The following is a 2,626-nucleotide window of genomic DNA, read 5'->3' as shown; positions in this document are numbered from 1 at the left end:
TTGCGGAAAATCAGGAAAAGCCCCCTAAAAGAATTGAAATTTGTAAAAATACTTTTTTGAGTTAATCTTTCTGAGCTTATTATAACTCAGTACCGTTTTGTTTTCAATTTCATTTCTCTATTTTAATCACGAAAAAGAACGGATTTTCATCCGTTCCCGTTCTGAGTCTTGCTTACGTTTACCCTAAGATTAATTTTGTCAGATCCGTCGGTTCAACAATTTCGCCGTCTTTGTAAACGCGCATATTGCCTGACGCAATTTCATCAATTAAGATAACTTCGCCGTTATAATAACCGAATTCAAACTTGATGTCGTACAGATCAAGACCTTTTTCCGCCAGCGTGTCTTTGACAATACCGGAAATCTTCTGCGTCATCGCCTTCATCTGTGCATACTGATCCAGCGTCATGACCCCAATCGCTTCCAGACCATCCGGCGTGATCAGCGGATCACCCAGATCATCATCTTTCAGCGTTGTTTCCACATAAGCGTTCAGCGGTGTGCCGCTTTCCATATAGGCGCCATAACGACGGATGAAGCTTCCGACCGCACGGTAACGGCAGATGACTTCCAGACCTTTGCCGAACACCTTCGCCGGCAGCACTTCCATTGTCGCATTGTCGATATCCGCACTGACATAATGTGTTTTCACACCTGCTTTTTTCAAAATTTCGAAGAAATAAACCGATACTTTCAGATTTTCGCGGCCAATGCCTTCAATCTGCAATCCAACGGTGTTGGCTCCCGGATCGAAGACGCCGTCGGTGCCCGTGCAATCGTCCTTGAATTTCAGCTGGTAGTTGCCGTTGTCTAACGCGTAAACATCTTTTGTCTTTCCAGTGTAAACTTTATTCATGCCTTTTCCTCCATATAATGCAGAACTAGTTTAGCACAGTTATGCCCATTCGGCACAAAAATTTACCGCAATCTGCCAGATTTTTCTTTCCTTTTTTATCGTTTTGGCACCGCGCAGTTAAAGAAAGCGATTTCCACATTTATACCAACCTTTTTCGTGTCTTTGTTCAGACTTTTTTGTGATGAAAGTCGGGATGGAACCGGGGATCCCGGTAAAAGGCCGCCAACAGAAACACCGCCATCAAGATCCAGGCAATCGGTTCGGTATAACATACGCCCAGATACCCCAGAGCCGGCGTCAGCAGCAGCGTCGCCAGGATCTTCACGACCATCTCGATACAGCTGGAAAAGATCGGCGCCTGACTTTTTCCCAATCCCTGCAGCGCGTTGCGGTAGATAAACAAAACCGACAAAGCATAGAAGAAGAACACGTTGATTTTAAAATACTGCCGGGCGGTGGCGATGACCTGAATCTCCTTCGCGTCCACCACCAGCGCCAGGATCAAGTCAATTCCCCAGAAGGAAATGAGGATGCAGAACGTCGACCACACAAAGCTGATCGCCGTGCAGCAGTGCAGCCCTTTGCGGATCCGTTCGAGCTTCCCGGCCCCCAGATTCTGTGAAACATAGGTTGTTGCGGTAACGCCGATGCTGATCAGCGGCTGCATGAACATTTCGATCACCTTGCGGGAAGCAGTATGTCCGGCGATGATCACCGACCCCAGCTTGTTGACGGCGCTTTGCAGAATGACCGAGCCGATCGAAACGATCGAATTCATCAAACCCATGGAGATTCCCAACGACAGCTGCGCTTTCAGCATCTCTCTATCCCAGCAGAAATCCTCTTTTCCCGGAATCAGAAAGCTTGTCTTTTCTTTGATATACAAGACGCAGAGCACGACGGACAGGGCTTGGGAAATCAACGTCGCAATCGCCGCGCCGCCGACGCCCATCCGCAGGGTCTTTAAAAATACATAGTCCAGCACAATGTTGGTCAGCGAGGCCAGAATCAGAAAATACAGCGGAGTCCGGCTGTCGCCGTAGGAACGTAAGATACTGGCGGCCATGTTGTACATCATCGTGATGATCAGCCCGCCGTAAATAATAAAGATATACTCAACTGACATTCCCATGATTTCTTCCGGCGTCCCCAACAGCTTCAGTACCGGAATGCCTGTCATAAGCGCAGCGATCGTAATGCCGAGAACAAAGATCACCCCCAGCATCAGCGTGCCCGCTACCGCTTTTCTGACTTTCCCCATGTCTCCAGCGCCGACATACTGCGCGATCGGAATCGCAAAGCCCTGCGCCAAACCGATATTCAAGCCCAAAACCAGACCGGAAACCGAAGCCGTAGCGCCCATTGCCGCCAAAGCGTCCACCCCCAGAATCCTGCCGACCATCATCGTATCGGCCATATTATAAAATTGCTGGAAGACATTGCCTAACAAAACCGGCATCGCAAACATCAGGATCAGTTTCAGCGGACTGCCTTCCGTCATTCGATTATGCATTCTTTTCCCCCTTCCGATTTACAAAATCCAGAACATTATAGCCTACCTGATCTGCGCCCACAAGCTTTTTCTGAGCATCGCTTAAACATAATTAATTTGAATTGAGTATCCTGCGGCGCAAAATGGGTCAATAGTAAAAGTAAACGCAGGTAAAGAAGAAAATGTGTATCGGGGCAGAGTAAAAGGAGAAACAGAGTAAAAGGAAACAAAAAAAGAGCCAGATAATGAGGGAAAAGTGTTAAAATATCCGTAGAAAC

At 47.6% G+C, this 2,626-nt stretch carries 3 protein-coding genes; all 3 read right to left on the bottom strand.

Annotated features, from left to right (window positions below):
* Nucleotides 1-178: 178 nt before the first annotated feature.
* Complete coding sequence (locus I2D94_RS18000; RefSeq protein ID WP_072685217.1) at nt 179-856, bottom strand: phosphoribosylaminoimidazolesuccinocarboxamide synthase; 678 nt, start codon at nt 854-856, stop codon at nt 179-181.
* Between the two features lie 166 nt (nt 857-1,022).
* Nucleotides 1,023-2,369 (bottom strand): MATE family efflux transporter, encoded by a 1,347-nt coding sequence (locus tag I2D94_RS17995; protein WP_072685216.1) that lies wholly within the window; start codon nt 2,367-2,369, stop codon nt 1,023-1,025.
* Nucleotides 2,370-2,404: 35 nt separating this feature from the next.
* A partial coding sequence (locus tag I2D94_RS18450) for a hypothetical protein (RefSeq protein WP_229056962.1) occupies nt 2,405-2,626 on the bottom strand: 222 nt, incomplete at its 5' end.

This window comes from Holdemania sp. 1001302B_160321_E10 (assembly GCF_015552275.1).
GTDB lineage: Bacteria > Bacillota_I > Bacilli_A > Erysipelotrichales > Erysipelotrichaceae > Holdemania.
The sequence above is the reverse complement of the archived record's forward strand: the minus strand, read 5'-3'. Positions and strand labels throughout refer to the sequence as shown.

Coding starts and splice junctions, on each gene's coding strand:
- I2D94_RS18000 (WP_072685217.1), bottom strand. CDS start 856: ATGAATAAAGTTTACACTGGAAAGACAAAAGATGTTTACGCGTTAGAC.
- I2D94_RS17995 (WP_072685216.1), bottom strand. CDS start 2,369: ATGCATAATCGAATGACGGAAGGCAGTCCGCTGAAACTGATCCTGATG.